Source organism: Methylobacterium sp. CM6257 (assembly GCF_054611515.1).
This window is the reverse complement of record NZ_CM137735.1, coordinates 1,035,002-1,050,784: the sequence shown is the minus strand read 5'-3', so window position 1 is coordinate 1,050,784 and position 15,783 is coordinate 1,035,002. Positions and strand designations below refer to the sequence as shown.

The 15,783-nt window shown below is 68.4% G+C and carries 16 protein-coding genes; 9 read left to right on the top strand and 7 right to left on the bottom strand.

Annotation, left to right across the window (positions count from 1 at the left end; all coding sequences use genetic code 11):
• Positions 1 to 123 precede the first annotated feature (123 nt).
• A complete protein-coding gene (gene upp, locus ACYCO6_RS05050) occupies positions 124 to 759 on the bottom strand; it encodes a uracil phosphoribosyltransferase (protein WP_459769893.1) in 636 nt (211 codons plus the stop codon).
• 600 nt (positions 760 to 1,359) lie between these two features.
• Here upp and ACYCO6_RS05045 point away from each other — a divergent pair.
• Positions 1,360 to 3,051, top strand: coding sequence for a methyl-accepting chemotaxis protein (locus tag ACYCO6_RS05045; RefSeq protein ID WP_459769891.1), 1,692 nt, complete (start codon positions 1,360 to 1,362; stop codon positions 3,049 to 3,051).
• Between the two features lie 96 nt (positions 3,052 to 3,147).
• On the opposite strand, the gene ACYCO6_RS05040 is transcribed toward ACYCO6_RS05045, so the two are convergent.
• A complete protein-coding gene (locus tag ACYCO6_RS05040) occupies positions 3,148 to 3,612 on the bottom strand; it encodes a DUF2852 domain-containing protein (RefSeq protein ID WP_459769889.1) in 465 nt (154 codons plus the stop codon).
• 57 nt (positions 3,613 to 3,669) lie between these two features.
• On the bottom strand, positions 3,670 to 4,344 hold the full coding sequence (locus ACYCO6_RS05035) for a TetR/AcrR family transcriptional regulator (protein WP_459769887.1): 675 nt from the start codon (positions 4,342 to 4,344) through the stop codon (positions 3,670 to 3,672).
• A 266-nt stretch (positions 4,345 to 4,610) separates the two neighbouring features.
• Here ACYCO6_RS05035 and ACYCO6_RS05030 point away from each other — a divergent pair, with 266 nt between their 5' ends.
• The 3 genes from ACYCO6_RS05030 (at position 4,611) to ACYCO6_RS05020 (ending at position 6,705) form a co-directional block, all read left to right on the top strand.
• The gene (locus ACYCO6_RS05030; RefSeq protein ID WP_459769885.1) at positions 4,611 to 4,907 is read left to right on the top strand and encodes a hypothetical protein; all 297 of its coding nucleotides are present in this window, start codon (positions 4,611 to 4,613) and stop codon (positions 4,905 to 4,907) included.
• Between the two features lie 129 nt (positions 4,908 to 5,036).
• Entirely contained in the window at positions 5,037 to 5,429 is a 393-nt protein-coding gene (locus ACYCO6_RS05025; protein ID WP_459769882.1) for a thioredoxin family protein, read from the top strand.
• An 82-nt stretch (positions 5,430 to 5,511) separates the two neighbouring features.
• A complete protein-coding gene (locus ACYCO6_RS05020; protein WP_459773439.1) occupies positions 5,512 to 6,705 on the top strand; it encodes a glycosyltransferase family 2 protein in 1,194 nt (397 codons plus the stop codon).
• 38 nt (positions 6,706 to 6,743) lie between these two features.
• Here the strand turns inward: ACYCO6_RS05020 and ACYCO6_RS05015 are convergent, their stop codons facing one another.
• Positions 6,744 to 7,664 (bottom strand): zinc-ribbon domain-containing protein, encoded by a 921-nt coding sequence (locus ACYCO6_RS05015; protein ID WP_459769880.1) that lies wholly within the window; start codon positions 7,662 to 7,664, stop codon positions 6,744 to 6,746.
• Positions 7,665 to 7,681: 17 nt separating this feature from the next.
• Here ACYCO6_RS05015 and ftsE point away from each other — a divergent pair, with 17 nt between their 5' ends.
• The 3 genes from ftsE to ACYCO6_RS05000 all read left to right on the top strand — a co-directional run bounded on the left by ftsE (position 7,682) and on the right by ACYCO6_RS05000 (position 10,273).
• Complete coding sequence (gene ftsE, locus ACYCO6_RS05010) at positions 7,682 to 8,374, top strand: cell division ATP-binding protein FtsE (RefSeq protein WP_459769878.1); 693 nt, start codon at positions 7,682 to 7,684, stop codon at positions 8,372 to 8,374.
• Positions 8,371 to 9,339 (top strand): cell division protein FtsX, encoded by a 969-nt coding sequence (locus ACYCO6_RS05005; RefSeq protein ID WP_459769876.1) that lies wholly within the window; start codon positions 8,371 to 8,373, stop codon positions 9,337 to 9,339. The genes ftsE and ACYCO6_RS05005 overlap by 4 nt, the downstream gene beginning before the upstream one ends.
• A 151-nt stretch (positions 9,340 to 9,490) precedes the next feature.
• On the top strand, positions 9,491 to 10,273 hold the full coding sequence (locus ACYCO6_RS05000; protein ID WP_459773437.1) for a YdcF family protein: 783 nt from the start codon (positions 9,491 to 9,493) through the stop codon (positions 10,271 to 10,273).
• Positions 10,274 to 10,279: 6 nt separating this feature from the next.
• Here the strand turns inward: ACYCO6_RS05000 and ACYCO6_RS04995 are convergent, their stop codons facing one another.
• The 3 genes from ACYCO6_RS04995 to ACYCO6_RS04985 all read right to left on the bottom strand — a co-directional run bounded on the left by ACYCO6_RS04995 (position 10,280) and on the right by ACYCO6_RS04985 (position 11,809).
• Positions 10,280 to 10,606: a hypothetical protein gene (locus tag ACYCO6_RS04995; RefSeq protein WP_459769874.1), complete on the bottom strand. Its 327-nt coding sequence runs from the start codon at positions 10,604 to 10,606 to the stop codon at positions 10,280 to 10,282.
• The gene (ptsN, locus tag ACYCO6_RS04990) at positions 10,606 to 11,073 is read right to left on the bottom strand and encodes a PTS IIA-like nitrogen regulatory protein PtsN (RefSeq protein WP_459769872.1); all 468 of its coding nucleotides are present in this window, start codon (positions 11,071 to 11,073) and stop codon (positions 10,606 to 10,608) included. Before ptsN ends, ACYCO6_RS04995 begins: the two co-directional genes overlap by 1 nt.
• Positions 11,074 to 11,215: 142 nt before the next feature.
• Positions 11,216 to 11,809 carry a ribosome hibernation promotion factor gene (locus ACYCO6_RS04985; protein WP_459769871.1) on the bottom strand — a complete coding sequence of 198 codons (594 nt, stop codon included), beginning with the start codon at positions 11,807 to 11,809 and terminating at the stop codon, positions 11,216 to 11,218.
• A 154-nt stretch (positions 11,810 to 11,963) separates the two neighbouring features.
• On the opposite strand from ACYCO6_RS04985, the gene ACYCO6_RS04980 reads away from it, so the two are divergent.
• The gene (locus ACYCO6_RS04980; protein WP_459769869.1) at positions 11,964 to 13,532 is read left to right on the top strand and encodes a glucan biosynthesis protein D; all 1,569 of its coding nucleotides are present in this window, start codon (positions 11,964 to 11,966) and stop codon (positions 13,530 to 13,532) included.
• A 131-nt stretch (positions 13,533 to 13,663) separates the two neighbouring features.
• Positions 13,664 to 15,745: a glucans biosynthesis glucosyltransferase MdoH gene (mdoH, locus tag ACYCO6_RS04975; protein WP_459773435.1), complete on the top strand. Its 2,082-nt coding sequence runs from the start codon at positions 13,664 to 13,666 to the stop codon at positions 15,743 to 15,745.
• Positions 15,746 to 15,783: the final 38 nt, after the last annotated feature.

Sequence of the window (15,783 nt, the reverse complement as noted above, 5' to 3'; positions counted from 1 at the left end):
AAGGCGGAATTCGTTTCTCCGAAAGCATCACGCGGTAACGGAAGCTTCGAACGCACCCCGCCGGAGCGGACGCCGATTCGGCGCCGGTGCCGGCGTTGAATCCGGGATCGCGGGTCGCGCCGGCTACCGTGTCCCGTACATCCGGTCACCGGCATCACCGAGACCCGGAACGATGTAGCCATGGTCGTTCAGGTGGGAGTCGATGGCGGCGGTCCAGACCGGCACGTCGGGATGGGCCGCCTGAAACTTGGCGAGACCTTCCGGAGCCGCCAGAAGGCAGACGAAGCGCAGGTCCGAGGCGCCCCGCGCCTTCAATCGATCGAGGGCTGCGATGGCCGAGTTTGCGGTGGCGAGCATCGGGTCCAGGACCAAGACGGTCCGGTCGGCGAGATCCGAGGGTGCCTTGAAGTAATACTCCACGGCCTTCAACGTATCCGGGTCCCGGTAGAGCCCGACATGGGCGACCCGCGCCGAGGGGACCAACGACAGCATCCCGTCAAGGAAGCCCACACCCGCCCGGAGAATCGGCGCCAGGACCAGCTTCTTGCCCTGAATCTGACGCCCCTCCATCGGCTGGAGCGGCGTTTCGATGGTCACGGGCTCCAACGGAAGGTCCCGAGTCACCTCATAGGCCAAGAGCATGCCGATCTCGTTCAGGAGCTGACGGAAGCCCTTGGTCGAGCGATTCTTGTCGCGCAGGTGCGTCAGCTTGTGCTGCACCAGCGGGTGATCCACCACCGTGACCCGACCCGTCGGCATTGCCAGCCCCTCCCGCTCCGGACGCCCGAGCAATGCCGGAGGCTGAGCCCTGGCGCAATGTGCGACGCGCGACCGTTCAATCGCCGCTTCGAGAATCGACCCGACTTGGAGCGGCGCTCCACGTGTCTGACGAACCCAGTGTCCGGCGGCCGGTCCGCGGATGCGGATCCTGCGCGAGGCATATCCACCCACGAAGCCTCAGGGGGTCCGGCACCATGCCCAGCGTAGACACTGACAATGATGGCTCATGAAGAGGTCATTTGAGCCCATTCGGCCGCATTGAGGCAATGATTGCCTCCCTCCCAACGATCAGGATCACTACGCTACCCCGCACCCTGCTTCACCTCCATATTCATCGCCTATTTTTATATACATCCCGATATATATCAGATAATGTTTGATTAAATATGCATGCCTTACATTCTAGATAGGCAACAAAACTATATTTTCATCTGCATTTTGTCGTATTGCATCCCCAAAAATTACCTATGCGGCCCATAGCTCTGACTTGTCGATTGTGATTTTCAAATTAGTTAGGACAGGGTCCACCATCTTGCCTGAGGCAAGGTCCTGCCCCCCTGTTTTCAACCACGACGAGCCATGCGTCCAACACTTTCGCTCAAAGCAACATTGGCGACACTCTTCGGACTGCTCGCGCTGATCTCAGCGGTTCAGGGCAGCCTGTCCGTCCACGAAGCGGCCGGCATCCGAGAATCCGTGGCGGCTCTCGCGACGAACTGGATTCCTTCGGTCGAAAAGGTCAACGAGATCGAAGCGGCCGTCTCCGAGGTCCGGATCAAGCAATATCGCCTGATCTTATTGTCGGACACGCCGGAGCACCGCTCGGCGAACGAGGCCAATCTTGCGTCCACCCATGCGAAGCTGTCAGAGGCGAGACGTGTCTACGAGCCGTTCATCACCACCGTAGAAGAGCGAAACCTCTATGACGCGTTCGGGAGTTCGTGGAGCAAGTTCGAGCAGGCCGATGGCGACGTGCGGCGATTGATAAACGCCGGGCGGCAGCAGGAGGCCTTGGCAATGCTGAGCGAACCCGAGGTCGTCGCGCTTTACGATGGCGCACGCGCGACGCTGTCGCGCCTCGTCGCCTGGGACGAGCAGGCTGCGCGCAGCGACGCGGATGCCGCGATGGGTCGCGTGAACACGGCGGTCATCGCCGGCTATACGGGCGTCGGTCTCGCCATCGCCGCAGCGCTGGGTGCTGCGATCCTCGGCCTGTTCCGCGTCTCGCGCCCGATCCAGGCGATGACGAAGGCGATGTCCGTTCTCGCCGGTGGCGATACCGGACTGGAGGTGCCATTCCGGAGCCGACGCGACGAGATCGGCGCGATGGCGCGGGCCGTTCAGGTGTTCAAGGACAACATGATCCGCACCCGGCAACTCGAGGCCGAGGCAGAAGAGGCGCGGCAAGCCGCGGAAGCGGAGCGCAAGGCGGGCATGCGGCAGATGGCCGACCGGTTTGCAGAAGTTGTCGGGAGCATCGTCGGCCAGGTCTCGACCTCTGCGACCGAGCTGCAGGCCACCGCCCGGACCATGGCCGTCACGGCTGCGGAGACGGCCGGCCAGTCCACGACCGTGGCCGCCGCGGCCGAGCAGGCCGCCTCCAACGTCAACACCGTTGCGGTCGCCGCCGAGGAGCTCGGCTCGTCGGTCCAGGAGATCGGCCGCCAGGTCGACGGCTCGGCCGAACTCGCCAGGGTCGCCGCCGGAGAGGCGGATCAGACGGCTGCGCTGGTCCAGGAGCTGAGCGGGGCGGTGGCGCGCATCGGCGACGTCATCGGGCTGATCTCGTCGATCGCCAGTCAGACCAACCTGCTGGCGCTCAACGCCACGATCGAGGCGGCCCGCGCCGGTGTGGCCGGGCGCGGCTTCGCGGTTGTGGCCTCCGAGGTGAAGGCGCTCGCCGAGCAGACCGCCCGGGCCACCGACGAGATCTCCGGTCAGATCGCCCGGGTTCAGGGGGTGACGGCCGAGGCGGTCGGCGCCATCGGCACGATCACGGCGCGCATCCGCGAGATCAACGGGGTGGCGACCTCGATCGCCGCGGCGGTCGAGGAGCAGGGCGCGGCCACCCAGGAGATCGTGCGCAATGTCGGCCAAGCGGCGGAAGGCACCGGCGAAGTGACCAGCAATATCGTGAGTGTCGCCGGCGCGGCCGAAGAGACTGGAAAGGCCGCCGATCAGGTTTTGGCCGAGGCTTCGAGGCTTTCGGAGCAGTCTGAGTACCTCACCGCCGAGGTCGAGCGGTTTTTGGAGACGGTCCGGGCCGCCTGAGCCGCAACCGGCAGCAGGGCTGGGGGTCCCGGTCTCGAGCGCCGGAAAGTAGACCAAGTCCGGGCCGACCAGCCCGGACCCGGAAAGCGGCCTTTCTCACGCCGACTGAGTCTCGCCACCCTCAGCCCGGCGCCTCGCCATGAAGGCATCGAACTGCTCGCGGTCCTTTGCACGCTTCAGTTCCTCCAGGAATGCCGCGAAGGCGCGGCTCTCCTCCTCAAGGGCGCGGCGCTGGGCTTCAAGCCGGTCAAGCTCGGCCCGGCGGTACGCGTCGAAGGCCGCGTTGCCGCTGCCGTCGCGGCGATTGGCGGCTTCGAAGGCGCGCGCGAAACGAGAGACGGGCCGCGCACCGTCGAAATCGGCGAAGGTCCGGCGGAGATTTTCACGAAGCTCGGCGAAGGCTGGGTATCCTGCCAGTTTCCAGGCAACCAACGCGAGACCCACCGGCCACCAGTAGATGAAGCCGAGGACGATCGCGCCGATCTCCAAGGAACGGCGCGGGAACGGGCCGGACCGGCAGAGCCTGCCGGTCGCCCAGGGGGAGGAGGATTGAGAGTTCACGGCTGTGCTCCGCTGTTCATGTGAACGCGGTTAACATGCGGGCGGCGGAAACGCCTTTCAAGGCCGCCCCGAGCCGCCATCGCGCTCACCCGGCCGCGCCGCACCATGAACGAGGGCGAGGACGCCGGCGCGCAGGAGCTCGTATTTGTCGGGGAAGCCCGAGCCTCGCGGCAGGTGCCCGGCGGCCGACAGGGTCGCGAGGCCGTGCGCTAAGGCCCAAACCTCCAGGGCGATGAACCGGGGCGCCACGCCCCCGAACCCGTCCGCGAAGGTTGCCTGCAGTGCCTCCACCAAGAGATCGAAGGGGCTCGGCCGGCCGGCCGAGCCTTCTCCGGAGGGCGCGTCGAGGTCGGCGGCCCCGGTCTGCAGCCCACGGGTTTCGAAGATCGCCGCGTAGTAGGCGGGCTCCTCCTCGGCGAAGGCGAGGTAAGTCTCGCCCATGCGGGTGAACCGCTCCAGCGGCGTGCCGCGCGAGGTCAGCGCCCGCGCCAGGCGGCCAGCGAGTTCCGCGAAGCCGCGTCCGGCAAGTTCCTCCAAGAGGGCCTCGCGGCCGCGGAAGTGGCGGTACAGGGCCGCCGGCGTCACGCCGACGAGGCGTGCGGCATCGACCAGTGTGAAGCCGCCGATCCCGCGCTCGGCGATGAACCGTCGCGCGGCCTCGATGAGGGCTTCCTTCAGGTTGCCGTGGTGATAGCTCCGCCGGTCGCTCGGTCCGTCCCGCCAGGGTCGCAAGATCTCACATCCTCTGCGCGCTCAGATGCACCTCGCAAAACGCCGGCCGCGGTGTCGAGTCGGAATTGTCCCGCGATCGGCAATTTCGTGAGGTGCCCGCAGGCATTACCGTCGAGACGGGTGTTTGTTGCGGCCGCGATTTCAGACCCCCGCGCTTGACAGCCCGCTTGCGTGCAACACGATTACATCTTCGTGTGTAATGAGGGCCGGTCGGCATGGCACGGCCGGATCGGCGCGAGTTGCGCCCAGGGGAAAGTGCATCCGGCATGGCCTTCGTGAGTCTCAGGGCGTGGCGCGCCCGCTCGGCGGAACGCGCCGCGATCGCGGTGCAGCTGAAGCAAGAGTTGATCGCAGCCCTTGGACTCGGCACGTCCGATGCGCTGGCGTTGAACGAGGTCGCCTGCCCCGATCCCGGCTGCCCCGACGTGGAAACCGTCGTGCTGGTGATGCGCGCAGGCGCGCCGACGCGAGCGTTGAGGATCCGCCGTCCGATGGACGCGGTGGACGCGACGGATATCGCGGCGCTGGTCGAGGATGATCGGCGGGGCGCGGCATCCCGATGATCTGACCTGCCGGACCCGCGTTCGGGTGCCCTGCGGTTTTCGGTCCGACCCTCTTTCCCACCGGGTTGTGTAACATTCGTTCGGGCAGCGCTCCGACAGAGGGATGATGCGCCCCGGGGGAAACGTACCATGACAACCCGTCGCCACATCCTCACGCTGGCCGGTCTCGCCCTGGCTGCGGGCGTCTCACCCACATGTGCGGGTCAGACGATGCCGTTCTCGGATGCAGCCTTCGAGGCCGCGCAGAAGAGCGGCAAGCCGATCCTGGTCGCGGTCAGCGCACCGTGGTGTCCGATCTGCAAGACGCAGAAGCCGATCCTCGCCAACCTGGCCGCCGAGCCCCGCTTCAAGGATCTTCAGATCTTCGACATCGACTTCGACAGCCAGAAGGACCTGCTGAAGCGCCTGAACGTGCGCATGCAGAGCACGCTCATCGCCTATAAGGGTGCGACTGAGGTCGGTCGTTCCGTGGGCGAGACACAGCCGGAATGGATTGAGGGCCTGCTGGAGAAGACGCTCTGATCGACAGCATGATCCTTTCGGATCCGTTCAGGCAGACCCCGGCATATGCCGTGACGGTTCAAGCTGAACGGGCCCGACGGAGATTGTACCGGTGACGAGCGCCAGCCCATCAAACGCCAAGATCCCCGATGCGATCGTGGCGGTGCCCGTCCGCAACGAGGAGGAGCGCATCGCAGCCTGCCTTCGGGCCATCGATGGACAGGAAGGGCTTGCTCCCGGAAGTCTCGGCCTGGTGCTGTTCCTGAACAATTGCACGGATCGGACGGAGACCATCGTCGCCGGGCTGGTGCCGAGCCTGTCGATACCGGTGCAGGTCCTGACCGAATTATTCTCCGGCGCGCATGCCGGCTGGGCGCGGCGCCGGGCCATGGATGCCGCCGCCGCGTGGCTGGGCGATGCGGGGAATGCGGGGAATGCGGGGATTATCCTGTCCACCGACGCCGACAGTCGCGTGCCGCCGAATTGGGTCGCCCGCAACCGGGCGGGGATCCTGGCGGGCGCCGACGCGGTCGCCGGACGGGTCGAGCTCGATGCCGCGGAAGCGGCGTTGCTGCCGCCGTCGCTGCCGGCCCGCGGACGGCTGGAGGACATCTACGATGCCCTGATCACCGAGGCCGAGGCGCGCATCGACCCCGACCCGCACGATCCGTGGCCGTGCCACAGGACTGCCATCGGGGCGACCCTCGCCGTGACGCGTGAGGCGTATCTTCAGGTCGGCGGCATGCCTGAGATCCCTCTCGGCGAGGACGGCGCCTTCATCGCGCGACTCATGGAACACGGCTTACGGGTGCGGCACGCCACAGACGTGTGCGTGACCATCTCGGCGCGCCTTGCCGGCCGCGCACCAGGGGGCGTTGCGGATACGATCCGCTCGCGCTGCGAGGAACCGGATGCCCTCTGCGATGCCCGCATGGAGACATTCCCGAGGGCCGTTCTGCGCTACCTGTGGCGGCGCCGGTTCCGAAGGCTTCACGAGCGGGACCAACTGAGCCGCGATCTCGCCTGGGCTCGCAATACCGGCATCGACCCCGCCGAGGCGAGGCGGATCGCGGGTCTTCCCCTGGGGCAGGCTATCGCCGAAGCCGAACGTGCGAGTCCCCGCCTCGCCTATCATCCGATCGGCCCGCGTCAGCTTCCCGGCCAGATCCGGATCGCACGGATCGGCGTAGCGGCGATCCGCCTCGGCCTGGGACTTTCCAAGTTCGTCCGGACAATCGCGGGTGCGGCAACGCCCAGCGCGCGGCCCCTACCCGATCCGCGCGGCAGCCGGATCTGACCCGGGCCAGCGGCGATCGCGACGCGGCGGTGAGCCGTTCAGTGCTCCGTCGCGGCGGCGCGCGCATCGGCGAAGCGCAGCACGACGGCACGGCCCTCCGGCGGCGGCGCCGGCAGGCTCGCGCGGAAGCGGGCCGTTTCGGACGAGGCCAGCACCGCCCGCGGCGCCGGAACCGAGAAACTCCGCAGCGCACGCCCCGCGGCGTCGCGGATCTCGACCTTCAGCGGCGCAACCGGAACGTCGGACCGGGCGACCCCCACGAGGTCACCCTCGACGACGAGCTCCGCGGGGCGCCCCTCCTCGGCGGGGTTGCTGAACGCCACCACGTCGCGGATCTCGATGCCGCGCACGTTTACCGGAAGCCCGATCCGCGCGAACAGGGATGCGGTCTGGGGAACCGCGCGGACCACGTTCGTGCGGGCGAGACAGACCAACGGAATTGCCGCTAGGAGCGCCAGCCCGAAGGCCAGCGATGGCGAGAGGCCGGGGGGGACCGCGCGCCGGGCCCGTCCTGGGCCGGACGCGCGCCTGATTCGCCGGGAAACGGTCGGGGTCGCGGCATCGGCGGCTGCCCGGACCGAGGCGGACGCCTCCTGCCATGCCGCGTCCACGAGCGGATCGGCCACCGCTTCGGTCTTGGCTTCAAGCTCTGCCTCGTGCCCGGCGAGCACGTCGGCCGGTGTGATGAACCAGGTCTCGCGACAGGCCGCACACCGCACGGAGCGACCGTCCATGCCGACCTTGTCGGAATCGATCCGGTATTCGCTCGCGCAGCTCGGGCAGACGATCAGCATACGCACCATACTCGCCACGACCGGCCGCGCCGCGGCCGGAAAGTGAATTCGCTTGAGAAAGTGTGACTGAACAGGGTTAAGCGCGTGTGAAACCCCCGAGGCCTTGAAAACGCCCGCCCGTCCGGCGATTCCCGGGCGATGGATAGACGAGACCCGGCACGGCATTGAACCTACAGGCGAGCATGAAGAGCCTCCTGCCCGGTGCGGAGCGGCCGGTGGTGCAGTTTGAGAACGTCGGCATGCGCTACGGCCTCGGGCCGGAGGTGCTGTCCGACGTGAGCTTTCGCATCGCGCCGCGCTCCTTCCAGTTCCTCACCGGGCCCTCGGGCGCCGGCAAGACGACGCTGCTGCGCCTGATCCTGCTCTCGGTGCGGCCGACCCGCGGACTGGTCTCGATCTTCGGCGAGGAGGTGAGCGGCATCTCACCCAAGGCGCTCACCGGTCTGCGGCGACGCATGGGCGTGGTGTTCCAGGATTTCCGCCTGCTCGACCATCTCACCACCTACGAGAACGTGGCTCTGCCGCTGCGCGTGCAAGGCCGGGCCGAGGCGAGCTACCGGGCCGAGGTGGTGGAGTTGCTGCGCTGGGTCGGTCTCGGCGAGCGGATGCATGCGCTGCCGCCGCTCCTGTCGGGCGGAGAGAAGCAGCGCGCCGCCATCGCCCGGGCGCTGATCGCCCGGCCGGACCTGCTGCTTGCCGACGAGCCCACCGGCAACGTCGATCCCGGGCTCGGCCGGCGGCTGCTGCGGCTGTTCCTGGAGCTGAACAAGCTCGGAACCTCGGTCATCATCGCCACCCACGATTTCGGCATCATGGACGCCGTCGATGCCCGCCGGATGGTGCTGGGCGAAGGCCGGCTGCGGATCGAGGAATGAGCACACAGGCCATCCCGCGCGCCAAGCCGGAGCAGTCGGCCGGCGCCTCGGACCCGACAGCGCCGGCAAACCTGCGCCGCAACGCACCGCTGGTCCCCACCGACACGGCGGCCGGGCGCTCGCTGGCGGCCGTCATCGCGATCCTGACGTTTCTGGCGGGACTCTGCGCTGGCGCGGCCGAGATGGTCGCGGCCAACGCGGCCCAGTGGCAGGGCGACGTGGCGCAGGAAGTCACGATCCAGATCCGGCCGGGGCCCGGGCGCGACGTCGAGGCCGACGTCGCCCGCGCCGACGGCATCGCCAAGGCGGAGCCCGGGATCGCCGAGACGCGAGTCTTCTCCAAGGCCGAGGCCGAACGCCTGCTCGAGCCGTGGCTCGGCAGCGGCCTCGACCTCTCGGACCTGCCGGTGCCGCGCCTGATCGCCCTCAGACTGTCCAACAACTCCGGCACAGACCTGAAGCGCCTGCGGGTCCGGCTCCTCGAAGCGCTGCCAGGCGTCGCGAGTCTCGACGACCACGCTCTCTGGCTTCAGCGACTGTCCACCGCCGCCAATGCGTTCGTGGGGGTCGGTATCGGGCTGGTGCTGCTGGTTCTGATTGCCACCGGGCTCGCGGTGACCTTCGCCACCCGGGGGGCCATGGCGAGCAACCGCGAGGTGGTCGAAGTGCTTCATTTCGTGGGCGCCGACGACGATTACATCGCCCGCGCGTTCCAGCGGCGGTTCTTCGGTCTGGGCCTCCGCGGGGGCGCGATCGGGGCTGCGCTGGCGATCCTCGCCTTCGTGATTGCCGGGCTGCTCGCACGGGCGGCGCGGTCGGGGCCGGCGGGTCAGGAAGTCGAGGCGCTGTTCGGCGCCTTCCATGTCGGGCTGCGCGGCTATGCCAGCGTCATCCTGATCGGCGTGATCGCATCGCTCGTCACAGGTGTCGTCTCGCGCGTCACCGTGCGGCGCTTCCTGGCGTAAAAGACGTGTGATTTGTGAAGTTGAGGAAATAGTGACTCTTGGCAGGTCGTTTACGATCTGGAAACTTTATCCTTGCGGTGTGGAAGCGGCCGATCGCGCTGCCTCTGGGCCGCCGCATTCGGCGCCGATCCTCCGGAGGATGAGCACGCGTATGCTGCGCGCATCGGATCCGTACCCGCCCGACGTTCTCGGCTGGGCTTGGCACGAGTGGGCTCTCCCCCGCCGTACCGAAGCGATGCCGAACCCGAGCAGCCGGGGCCGGATCGCGCTCTGGACCTGCGGCCTCGGCGCTTGTCTCAGCACCCTTGCCCTGTTTGCCGGGTTCCTCGTCTTCGTCAGCACCCTGGCCCGTCATGAGCGGGCTCCCACCGATCGAGCGGACGGGATCGTCGCCCTCACGGGCGGCGCGCAGCGGATCGGCGACGCGATTGACCTCCTGGCCGGTGGCTACGGTCGGCGCCTGCTCATCACCGGCGTCAACGAGCGCACCAGCCGCGACGAGATCGCCCGACTGAACCCGACCCAGCGCGCGCTGATCGCCTGCTGCGTCGACCTCGATTATCGGGCGCGCAACACGATCGGCAACGCCATCGAGACCCGTCGCTGGATGCGGGCGCATCGGTTCAGCACCGTCGCGGTGGTCACCTCGAACTACCACATGCCGCGGACCCTGATCGAGCTGGACCACGCTCTCCAAGACAGCGACCGCGTCCTACCACACCCGGTGGTCACCGAATCCTTCGACGCTGGCCGGTGGTGGCAGAATCCACCCGCCGCGAAGCTCCTGGCCTCCGAGTACGTAAAGTTCCTGGCGAGTTGGGTGCGCACCCGCTTCGAGGCAGATCCGGAGCGCTCCCGGGCGGCGATCCTGATCAGCCGCGGCAAGCCGGTGAAGATGGTGGCAGAGCCGCTGATGCTGCGCGGGGTCGACTGAGGAGTCCTACAGTCCCCGGCAGCGCGCCTTGATGGCCGCCGAGAATTCGCGGTCGGAATCCTGGACCTGGGCGAGGCGCTCGCTGCGCTCGGAACCCGAGAGGCAGCGTCCGTAGACGCTCGCGACCCGGCGCATGGTCTCCACATGGCGGCGCCAGACCCGGCAATTCTTGGCGTCGTCGCCGTCCGCCTGCTCCAGCTGGTCGAGGGCCTGCCGCTGCATGGACTGCGCCACCAGCACATCGCGGGCACAGGTGGTCTCGCCTTGCGCCCGGGCAGCCCCGGCCACGCCAACGGCGAGTGCGAGAGAGGCGGCAAGTCGAACCATCGGCATCAGGCGGCCTGCGGCGCCGTCGAGCGAGTCAGGAGGGCATAGAGCGCGCCCGCATCCCGGGCCGCGCGAATATGGGCCAGCATGCCGGGCTCCCGCAGAATGCGGGCGACCTGTGCGAGGGCCTTCAGGTGGTCGGCCCCAGCCCCTTCGGGCGCGAGAAGCAGGAAGGCGATATCCACGGGCTGACCGTCGAGCGCCTCGAAATCCACCGGCCGGTCGAACCGGGCGAACAGCCCGAACAGCCTGTCGAGGCCTGGCAGTTTCCCGTGCGGGATCGCCACGCCCTCACCGATACCCGTCGACCCGAGCCGCTCCCGCTGGAGCAGCGTGTCGAAGACGGGCCGCTCACCGAGCGCCGGCAGGCGCCGCGCCGCATGTGCGGCGAGGTCCTGAAGCACCTGCTTCTTGGCTCTCGCGCGCAGGGACGGCACGACCGACTCGGGGTCGAGAAATTCCAGAACTGGCATCGAACGACCGTTGCCCCGTCGCCCGTCCACGAGGAAGCGGGCCTCGCCGCAGGGGCGTCGATGACCGGTCTGGTCACGCCCCTGCCTGTCAATCGGCCGGGAAACAAGCCGGTTCCGGCTCCGTTCCTCCCGACCCGCAGCGTCACTCGACGGCGTTCGGCGGGTCCACCCAGCCGATTGCGCCGTCGCTGCGCCGATATACGACGTTGACGCGGCCGGTGCCAGCATGGACGAAGACGACGACTGGGGATCCTGTCATGTCGAGAGCGGTGACGGCCTCGCCGATGGTCCGGCGCTGGAGGGTCTTGGTGCTCTCGGCGACGATCGGTGGATGGGCGTCGCCGGCGACCGCATCGTCGTCGTCCTCGTCCGGGGGAGCGAAGACCGCGTAGGCGGCCTCGATCGCCGCGTCGTCGCCGGGACCCGTCGCGTGCTGCTTCAGCCGGTGCTTGTAGCGGCGCAGACGCGTCTCCAGCCGCTCCGCGGTCTGCTCGAAGCTCGACCGCGCATCGTGCGAGAAGCCGTTCGCCTCGATGGTGAGGCCCGACACGAGATGCAGCACGCAATCCGTTCGGAAAGCTGTTCCGTCCCGCCGAAGCGTGACATGGCCGGAGCAGGAACCGTTCATGTGCGAGTCGAGGTATTTGGCCTGGATCGCCGACATCCGCTCCTCGACGCGGCTGCGCAGACTCTCTCCGAGATCTACGCCGTGGCCCGTCACTCGCAACGATCCCATGCTGCCTCCCCCGCTTCGATGCAGTCGGTCGAATTAGAGAGCCGGCTCGCGTTAAGTCAACAAAGACACTGAAGGTTCGGCCCGCCGCTTAACCCCGGGTTCAGCCGGGCTGTCCGTATACAGGCGCCCCCCGACATGTGAGACGAACCCCTGCATGACGACCGACGCCGCATTCCCCGCTGCCCCGACCCGCCGTGCCGTCCTGGCCGGGGCGCTGGGTGCTGCCGCGGGATGGCTACCGGCAGCCCCGCAAGCGGCCGAGCCGGGCAAGGTGCCGGCTCTCCCGGCTCCAGGCGACGCATTCGGGGCGGACACGCTCGCCGATCTTGCCCGGGCCCGGGCCGCCGCCCCCTATGTCGCTCCGAAGACCAGCGATGTGCCGGCGGCCCTGAAAAATTTGCCCCGGGAGGCGTACGAGGTGATCCGTCCTGCCGAGGGCCGGGCGATCTGGGCCGGGCGGGACATCGGCTACGAGTTGGAGCCGCTGCTGCGCGGCTCGATCTTCGATACGCCGGTGTCGCTGTACCTGGTGGAGAACGGGCTTGTGCAACCGGTCTCCTACGACAAAACAGCCTTCGTGGCCGCGGGGGTCGAGCTTCCGGACTTCGAGGCCGACGCAGCCTTCTCGGGCTTCCGTCTGCGCGCCCGCTTCGCCGACGGGACTGAGCCGACGAACTTCGCGCTGTTTCAGGGCGCCTCGTTCTTCCGCCTCGTGGCGCAGGGGCAGGATTTCGGCATCAACGCACGGGCGCTCGCCCTCCGGCCGGCCGATTCCCGCGGCGAGGAATTTCCGCTGTTCCGGGCCCTGTTCGTCGAGACACCCGCGCCGGGGCAGCCGATCGTGGTTCATGCCCTGGTCGAGTCCGAGTCGGCTACGGCAGCCTTCCGCCTGACCCTGATGCCTGGCCAAGAGGCCTCCACGGCCGGGATCGACGGCACTGTTTTCGCCCGGGCCGAGCTCGACCACATCGGAATGGGCGGCATGCAGGGCAGCTACCTGTTCGGACCGCTGGACCGGCAGCGCGTGGACGACCTGCGTTCCGCCGCCTTCTCGGTGGAGGGCCTTGCGATCCGCAACGGCTACGGCGAGCCGATCTGGCGCCCCGTGCACAATCCCGAGGCGCTGCAGGTCTCGGCCTTCGTAGACCGGGGCCCGAAGGGCTTCGGCCTGATGCAGCGCGCGCGCACCTACGACGATTTCGAGGACGACAAGCGGCACTGGGAGCAGCGCCCGTCGCTGTGGCTGGAGCCGCAGGACGATTGGAGCGAGGGTGCGGTGACGCTGCTCGAGATCCCGAGCGATTCCGAGCTGAACGAGAACGTGTTCGCCTATTGGCGCCCGAAGGCGAAGCTCGCCAAGGGCAAGGAGATGCGCTTCCTCTGTCGCCAGCACTGGTCGAAAGGCTGGCCCGATCCGCTGCCGCCTGAGATCGCGCGCGTGCGCGACAGCCGCTGCGGCCATGGCAGCACTGGCAATCGCCGCCTCTTCGCCGTCGATTTCCAGGGCGAGGCGCTGTTTCAGCCCGGAGAGATCGACGTCGACCTCAGTGCTTCGGCAGGAACCATTACCCGGCAGGATCGCTTCCGGTATCCCGAGCGCAAGACCCTGCGGATCCTGTTCGAACTTGATCCGGGCAGCGAGCGCGCGAGCGAGCTCCGCTTGGCACTCCGAAGGGGTCAAGCCCGGGCCAGTGAAACCTGGCTGTTCCGCTGGACGCCGTAATCCCGCCTGCCCTCCAACCCCGAGGATCAGCCTGCGCCGTGCGCCTGGACGAGACGATCACCCGACCCGAGACCTCCCCTGCCACGCCGCAGGTGGATCCCCGCCCGGCCCCGCCCGTCGCCGACTGCGGCATGCCGCCCGAAGCTCCGCTTGCGATGCCGGTTCAGGATCTGGCGCGCTGGGAGCGGGGATCCGCCCATTGGCCCTCGCATCCTGTACGGGGTCCTTGGCTCGCGCGTCTCCTCGTCTTCGGCGGCGCGCTGGCGCTGACCGCCTATGGCGGTTGGCAGATGGTGAAGACTGTGTCGGTCTCGGGCAGCCCGACCGCCCTTCAGACCGTCCTTGTCGTCCTGTTCTGCCTGACCTTCTCGTGGATCGCGCTGGCCTTCACCAGCGCGGTGCTCGGCTTCGCCGTTCTGCTGCGTCGCTCGCCACCGACAGCGATTCCGGCGACCCTTTCGACCCGCACTGCCGTGCTGATGCCGGTCTACAACGAGGCGACCGCCCGCACCTTCGCGGGCGTCGAGGCCATGCGCGAGGCCGTGGAGGCCACCGGCCTCGGCGGGCATTTCGACTGGTTCGTGCTCTCGGATTCGACGCAAGCTGACGCCTGGATCGCCGAGGAGCGCGCCTTCCTCGACCTGCGCGGCCGTCTCGGCCCGGGGGCCCGCCTCTATTATCGCCATCGGCCGAAGAACCATCACCGCAAGGCCGGCAACATCGGCGATTTCGTCACCCGCTGGGGTGGGCATTACGACCATATGCTCGTTCTCGATGCCGACAGCCTGATGAGCGGGCCCGCGGTGGTGGCGCTTGCCGCCGCCATGGAAGCCGATCCCGATGCCGGCATCATCCAGACGCTGCCGCTGATCATCAACCGGAACACGCTGTTTGCCCGGCTCCAGCAATTCGCCGCCCGGATCTACGGGCCAGTGATCGCCGCTGGCCTCGCCGCATGGTCGGGCCGGGACGGTAACTACTGGGGTCACAACGCCATCATTCGGACCCGCGCCTTCGCGCAATCCTGCGGCCTGCCGGACCTGCCGGGAAAGCCGCCCTTCGGGGGGCACATCCTGTCCCACGATTTCGTCGAAGCGGCGCTGATCCGCCGGGCCGGCTGGGCAGTCTACATGCTCCATCGCCTGCCGGGCTCCTACGAAGAGAGCCCTCCCTCGCTCATCGATGTCGCGGTCCGCGACCGGCGCTGGGCACAGGGCAACCTGCAGCACGCGCGGATCATCGGCGCGGCCGGGCTGCATCCGGCCACGCGCCAGCACTTCGCCACCGGGATCGCGGGTTACCTCGCCTCTCCGCTCTGGCTCCTCCAGCTGGTGGTCGGCATCCTGCTGGTGCTGCAGACCGCCACGGAGCGGCCGGACTATTTCGGCGGCGCCGGCTTCTCGCCAGTCTTCCCGCGCTTCGACCCGGTCCGCGCCCTCCAACTCTTCGGGCTGACCATGGCCGTCCTCCTAGCCCCCAAGTTCCTGGGCCTGATCCTGGCCCTTCTTGACGGGCCGGTCCGACGCGCCTGTGGGGGTGCCGGGCGGCTCGTCCTGTCGAGTCTGGTGGAGATCCTGCTGTCGGCCCTCGTGGCGCCGGTGGCGATGGTGATCCAGTCTGGGTCGGTCATGGGCATCCTGCTCGGACGCGACACGGGCTGGAACCCGCAGCGGCGGGACGACGGCTCGATCCCGCTCCGCGACATCGTCCGCCGGCATCGGTGGCACACGGCGCTCGGGCTCGTCGCGGGGATCGCGGCCTTCGCGATCGCGACCTCGCTGTTCCTCTGGATGAGCCCCACCATCCTGGGCTTGGTTCTGGCGATCCCGATCTCCTGGGCGAGCGGCCAGCTCGGTCTCGGTCTGGCGCTCAAGCGCCGTGGCCTGCTCGCCACACCGGAGGAGGCCGCGCCCCCCGAGATCGCGGTCCGCGCGGGCGCTCTGGCCGCCCGCAACGCCGACCGGGGCTTGGATGAGACCGATGCGCTGACGGCAATCCACGCTGATCCCGAACTCGCGCAGGCCCATGCCCGGATGCTGCCCACCGGGCGACCGAGACCGCGCGGCGTCATCGATCCGGACCAGACGCTCGCCACCGCCAAGATCTGCGAGGCCGAGACCGTCGCCGAGGCCCAGGCCTGGCTCTCGTCGCGCGAGCGGATGGCGCTGCTGCACGACCGGGCGCTCGTCGACCGGCTGGTCCGCCTCGATTGATCGCGGGTCTCCGGTGGATCGCGGATCCAGAGACGCAG